This window comes from Pseudoalteromonas sp. NGC95 (genome assembly GCF_015864705.1).
GTDB classification, from domain to species: domain Bacteria; phylum Pseudomonadota; class Gammaproteobacteria; order Enterobacterales; family Alteromonadaceae; genus Pseudoalteromonas; species Pseudoalteromonas arctica.
Genome location: NZ_JADYWR010000067.1, coordinates 1 through 662 on the forward strand (window position 1 = coordinate 1; position 662 = coordinate 662).

General features: G+C 52.0%; 1 rRNA gene. It reads left to right on the plus strand.

The features are described 5' to 3' along the window. A 23S ribosomal RNA gene (locus I6E70_RS20560) occupies window positions 1–662 on the plus strand; the annotation flags it as partial.

The window sequence follows — 662 nt, forward strand, 5'->3', positions numbered from 1 at the left end:
GAACCGGGAGAACTGAAACATCTAAGTACCCCGAGGAAAAGAAATCAACCGAGATTCCCTCAGTAGCGGCGAGCGAACGGGGATTAGCCCTTAAGCATCTTGGAAGTTAGTGGAACGGTCCTGGAAAGGCCGGCGATACAGGGTGATAGCCCCGTACACGAAAACAACCTTGATGTGAAATCGAGTAGGGCGGGACACGTGACATCCTGTCTGAATATGGGGGGACCATCCTCCAAGGCTAAATACTCCTGACTGACCGATAGTGAACCAGTACCGTGAGGGAAAGGCGAAAAGAACCCCTGTGAGGGGAGTGAAATAGAACCTGAAACCGTGTACGTACAAGCAGTGGGAGCCCTTCGGGGTGACTGCGTACCTTTTGTATAATGGGTCAGCGACTTACATTTTGTAGCGAGGTTAACCGTATAGGGGAGCCGTAGGGAAACCGAGTCTTAACTGGGCGTCTAGTTGCAAGGTGTAGACCCGAAACCGGGTGATCTAGCCATGGGCAGGTTGAAGGTTGAGTAACATCAACTGGAGGACCGAACCCACTAACGTTGCAAAGTTAGGGGATGACCTGTGGCTGGGGGTGAAAGGCCAATCAAACTCGGAGATAGCTGGTTCTCCCCGAAAGCTATTTAGGTAGCGCCTCGGACGAATACTAC